The 4,710-nt window shown below is 58.6% G+C and carries 5 protein-coding genes; all 5 read right to left on the reverse strand.

What is annotated here, in order from left to right; all coding sequences use genetic code 11:
- Positions 1–4: 4 nt before the first annotated feature.
- The 5 genes from EPO09_RS11915 to EPO09_RS11935 all read right to left on the reverse strand — a co-directional run bounded on the left by EPO09_RS11915 (position 5) and on the right by EPO09_RS11935 (position 4,656).
- Entirely contained in the window at positions 5–616 is a 612-nt protein-coding gene (locus tag EPO09_RS11915; RefSeq protein WP_290643346.1) for an SDR family oxidoreductase, read from the reverse strand.
- A gap of 21 nt (positions 617–637) precedes the next feature.
- A complete protein-coding gene (locus tag EPO09_RS11920; protein WP_290643348.1) occupies positions 638–1,441 on the reverse strand; it encodes an SDR family NAD(P)-dependent oxidoreductase in 804 nt (267 codons plus the stop codon).
- Between the two features lie 99 nt (positions 1,442–1,540).
- Entirely contained in the window at positions 1,541–2,359 is an 819-nt protein-coding gene (locus EPO09_RS11925; protein WP_290643349.1) for a hypothetical protein, read from the reverse strand.
- Positions 2,360–2,507: 148 nt separating this feature from the next.
- A complete protein-coding gene (locus EPO09_RS11930; RefSeq protein WP_290643350.1) occupies positions 2,508–3,659 on the reverse strand; it encodes a DUF2235 domain-containing protein in 1,152 nt (383 codons plus the stop codon).
- 133 nt (positions 3,660–3,792) lie between these two features.
- On the reverse strand, positions 3,793–4,656 hold the full coding sequence (locus EPO09_RS11935) for a DUF1444 family protein (RefSeq protein WP_290643352.1): 864 nt from the start codon (positions 4,654–4,656) through the stop codon (positions 3,793–3,795).
- Positions 4,657–4,710: the final 54 nt, after the last annotated feature.

A 4,710-nucleotide genomic window follows, 5' to 3' on the forward strand; every position in this document is an offset into this window, starting at 1 on the left:
GTAGTCAGGCGGGGCAAAGGCCGGGGCGCAGGTCGAGTTCGTGCGTCCAGGTGCTGGGGTCTTGTTGATGCAGTTGCCAGCAGGCTGCGGCCACATCGCGGGCAAGCGGGCGTTGCAGGCCTTGCATGTCGCCATGCATCAGCACATGGGCCACATGCAATCCTTTGGGTCCGCTTTCACGCGCCATGGATTGCGCCAGCGATCGCAGGCCTGCGCTGGCTGCCCCGAAAGCGGCTGCGCCATTCAGGCGCTCGGTGGCCGAGGCATGCCCCAGGAAGATCAGCGTGCCTTTGCCCCGGGGCAGCATGGCCTTCATGGCTTGCTGGCCGATCACGGCGCCAGCAAAACACACGCTGCGCCAGGTGCTTTCGAAATCGGCTGCCGTGCTCGCCAGCGCAGATCGGTGGAGCAGGGTGCCGCTGCCGTGCACCACCAGCACGGGCTGCTGGCCGCTTTGGCGTATGCGTTGGAACACGGCTTCGCTTTGCGCCAGGCCTTCGGTGCAGAGGTGCACGGCCAAGCCGGCCTGCTCGCACAGGCGGGCCAGCGCCTGGGCCACGTCAAGGTGTTGCTCGCCACAAAAGAGCAGCGCGCAGGGTTGGGTTGGATGGGGCATGTCGGGTGCTGGAGCCTGTGCTCAGAAGGGTTCTTTGAAGGGGCGTAGTTCCAGTTCGTGGCTCCAGGCACCGCTGAGCTGTTGGTGGATCTGCCAGTAGTTCTCGGCAATCTGCGTGGGGTTCAGTGCGCCGTTGCGGCGTTTGACCACGCCCATCACGATGCGGCCCAGGCCACCCAGAGCGCCTTTGGCTCGTTGGCCTTCCACCATGCCGTCAATCACCACATGCGCCACGTGGATGCCCATTGGCGCTATCTCCAGCGCCAGGCTGCCGGCAAAGGCGCGCAGTGCGGCTTTGGCAGAAGCAAAGGCGGCGAACAAGGGCTTGCCACGCAGCGAGGCAGTGGCGCCTGTGTAGATCACGGTGCCGCACCCGTGGGGCAACATCATCCGCGCCGCAGCTTGCCCTACCAGGATGCCGGCCAGGCAGGTCAGGCGCCAGTTGCCTTCGATGTAGCTGGGTGGTGTGCCCAGCCAGCGCCGGGGCATGTTGAGGTAGGCCGCGTTGTAGACCACGGCCTCCAGTCGGTGGCCGTGGCGCTGGATCTGCGTGAAGATGGCCTGAACGTCGGCTTCGCCACCCAGGCTGTTGACCACGGCCGTGGCCTGGCCGCCCTGGCGGCGGATGTACGCTACGGCGGTGTCCAGCTTGGCCTGGGTGCGCCCGACGATGTAGACGTGAAGGCCCGCCTGCGCAAAGCGCGCGGCCACGGCACCGCCAATGCCTTCGAGTTCGCCTACGCCCACCACGAGCGCGCAAGCTTGCGCTTCAAGGGGGCTTGCGGTTGATGTTTGCTGCATGCCGCGCACTGTAGGCAGCGGCATGCAGGTTGACAAACGATGAATTATTAAGCGCCCTTAAGTGCCTCTAAAGGCCTCGGTGCGCTCCAATCAGAATGAGTCATTGACTGACTCAAGCTGTCGTCAGGCTTGGGTTTGGATTTGCTCGAGAAGTAAATGAGCTAAATGATCCACCACTTCCTTGTCGCCCCAATAAGCCCCATGGCTGGCAATATTCCACGACGTGAAGATTCCCCCTGCATTGATGGGGTGGTCGTTGACAATATCGTAGCTTTCGTCAAGTTGTCTCAATGGCCAACCTAAAACATCGTTCGCATCATAGAAGTTGTCCCAGATAAATGCTGGGTTGGGCCTTTCAAAGCACTGGCGTTTGCTTAGCCCTGCGACAAAAACGGGAATGTTGCAGCCTGTCGTAATTAACCTGCTGAGTGAGTTCAGCCGCTCAAAATCGGTAGGCACCTTTCCGCCAAGCATGGCGTTTCCTTCCTCGCCGAAAATGTTCTTGTTATTTTTGGCATCCCAGATGAAGTTCGATATCACTTGGCATCCTAGAGACTGAGCAATGATGACAACGGGTTTTGAAGTGTCGCCATCCAAGTCAATCAAAGCCTTTTGCAGTGCTTTCAAAATACTGAGCTGGGCGCCAAGGTATGTGTTCTTATCAGTTTGAAGGCTGTGCTCCAAGGAGCCTGCGTCACCAAAGCCATAGAGGAAGAACTGCCTTAATGTATGGTCTTTGATCTGATTTTTTGGTTCTGATGTGATTTTTTCCCAGAGACTGTCTTCTGGCTTTTGAAGGTCCATGCCGTAATCGACTGGCTGGAAGGAAACCTCGGACCAGCTTGCCTTTAGTTTGTCTTTTAGCTTCTCTTCAAGCTCGGAGTAGTATTTTGGTTTGTACTTTCCCATTCCATGAATGGTGATTAATGCAATCTTGCTCATTGCTTTCTCCTTGGCCGGGTTGTTTAGGTTGGTCCTGTAATGAATATATGTATTTCATATTGTGCGTGTTTGACGGCGGTCAACGTTGCTGGTGAATAAGCGGCGCTTTTGGGGGGAGGTTCTATATGCCTGTCAACTTCTGATTGGTCTATGATTTCTTTGGCCGATTGCTTGGGGTGTATTTCTCAGCGGCCTTGCTAGGATCCGGTTTCACCGCAGGCAGTGCACAGCGTTGCGCGATGGCAGGGTCTTCCTGCAGCTTGATCTTGTGCATGCCATCAAAGGGGCGCGGCTCACATTTGTGGGTGTAGACCACGCTCTTCCAGGGCTCGTGAGCCGTAGCGCCGGGGTCCGCTTTCAGCGCGGGCTTGTCCAGTTGCACGCCGCATGCCGCGAGCTTGTCGAGCATCCAGCCCAATGCGATGTCTGACAGGCCGCATTCCGGATAGCCTCCGCCCACGTCGGCGTGTGCACCCGGAAAAATCACTTGCTCGACGCGATCGGAGTCGTCTGTCCACAAAGTTGGCATAAATGGCGCGCGGCGTTCGTCCAGCGAAACCGCGTGGAAGCCTTTGCGGATCTTCGGGTTCAGCTTCAGATCAGCAAACTGGTAGGCGTCGTGCTTGTCGCCGTCACCAAAGATGTCGGGGATGCCCATGGCCCCCACGGTGTCCCACACCCCAACGGCGGCGATCTCGGGCACGGCTTGCAGGTCTTCTGCGCCAATCTCGTTGTGAGTGATGAAGCCTGGCAGGTAGGCCACGGCACTGATCAGCTTGGCCAGGGCATGGGTGGTTTTGTGGCTTTCCTCGTAGCGATACCAGACTTGCGAGGCGCGCAGGTAGGCTTTTTCGCGGCCGTGTTCATCGTCGTAGTTGATGCCTTTGAGCAGGCCTTGCGAGCAGATCAAGCCAGCCAGTGCGCGGGCTGTGTAGGCGCCTCTGCTGAAGCCGATGATGTAGATCTGATCGCCCGGCTCATAGTGGCGGGAGATGAAGGTGTAGCCTCTAATGATGCGTGCGATGGTGCCGGCGCCCGTGGCCCCGCCCAGCAACTTCTGGATGGGGTTGTGGGAGTCTCCTACGCCGTGTATGTACTTGGCGACCTGCTGCACGCCCTTGATGGTGGTCAGGGCTTTTTCCTGCTCGCCAGCATCCAGCAAGGATTTTGGCGACAGGGCGCCGGATAAGGCCAGGAATGTCTTGTAGACGTTGGTGCAGTCCGGGGTACCGTCCCGGTTGTCATCCTGGCCTGGCGAGTTCCAGGTGCCATCGGCGCAGAAGATGATGTTCTTGCTCATGCTCGTACTCCTGTTGATTCTGAGAAGACATCACGTGTGTGTATGCACACGTGCCATATTCAGAATAGGAGTGGCCCTTGTGGCTGTCCAGATGCATGCCACGTTCTAGGGGGAGAAGGGTTGCTCGCAAGCCTCAGTCTTCGCCGATGGCCTCGATCAAGGTGGCGGAGCGCAGGCCCTTGTCGTCCACGATGAATAGCTCGTAGGTGAGCGGGTGAGGTTGTTGCTGGTAGTCCTCTACCACCCGTTCGGCCAGCACCCGTTTGCGTGGGTTGTCAACACGCCAGGCAATCAGGAAGTCCCGGTTGGGAATGGCCACAAGCGCATCGCCGTGGAGCACCTTGCGGATGAAGCTCTGCACTTCGGGCAGCAGGATGCGGGCGCTGTCGTAGCTGTCATGCTGGCTGGACATCACCAGATTGACTTGATCGCCATCCATATTGAGCCGCAACTGGCTGGTGGGCGAAATTTTCTGCAAGTTCTCCATGGCGGTGGCTTGCAGTTCCGGCAGTTTGACGCCCCAGGCTTCCATGTCCTTGGGTGTCACGAAGGCGCGGGTGTTCTCGTTGTCCACCACGAAGCAGCGCGCCACACGCAGTCCCATGGGCTGACACTGCGCCATCTTTTGGTATTCGGATGGCGACACGGTAGGCAGGATGCGGGCCTTGACCTCTGCCCAGTTGCGCGGCTTGCCGAGGTCTCGCGATTCCTTGAGCAAGGTCTCGATGGTCTTGACGGCAAAATCAACCGCCGCCTGACCTTCAAGATGGGTCTGCTCGATCTGTTTCTTGATGTTGTCCAGACTGAGCGTGTGCTGATCAATGTCGATCAGCCCCTTGTCGCGGTCGAAGGTGATCTTGCCGTTGCCAGGGTTGGCCTTCAGGGCGAGATAGACCTGTTCTTCCAGGCTTGTCGCCTGGGCGTGTGCCGGCAGGTTGATGGTCAATGCACAGCACAGTGCGATGCTGGCGATGGAAAGCTTGTGGCGGATGTTCATGATCAGCAGGCAGAGCGGGGTCAACGTACAGGCTTGGTCAGGAGTTCATCGACC

Source organism: Aquabacterium sp. (assembly GCF_004297345.1).
Taxonomy (GTDB): domain Bacteria; phylum Pseudomonadota; class Gammaproteobacteria; order Burkholderiales; family Burkholderiaceae_C; genus Aquabacterium.

Coding starts and splice junctions, on each gene's coding strand:
- EPO09_RS11930 (WP_290643350.1), bottom strand. CDS start 3,659: ATGAGCAAGAACATCATCTTCTGCGCCGATGGCACCTGGAACTCGCCA.
- EPO09_RS11935 (WP_290643352.1), bottom strand. CDS start 4,656: ATGAACATCCGCCACAAGCTTTCCATCGCCAGCATCGCACTGTGCTGT.
- EPO09_RS11915 (WP_290643346.1), bottom strand. CDS start 616: ATGCCCCATCCAACCCAACCCTGCGCGCTGCTCTTTTGTGGCGAGCAA.
- EPO09_RS11925 (WP_290643349.1), bottom strand. CDS start 2,359: ATGAGCAAGATTGCATTAATCACCATTCATGGAATGGGAAAGTACAAA.
- EPO09_RS11920 (WP_290643348.1), bottom strand. CDS start 1,441: ATGCCGCTGCCTACAGTGCGCGGCATGCAGCAAACATCAACCGCAAGC.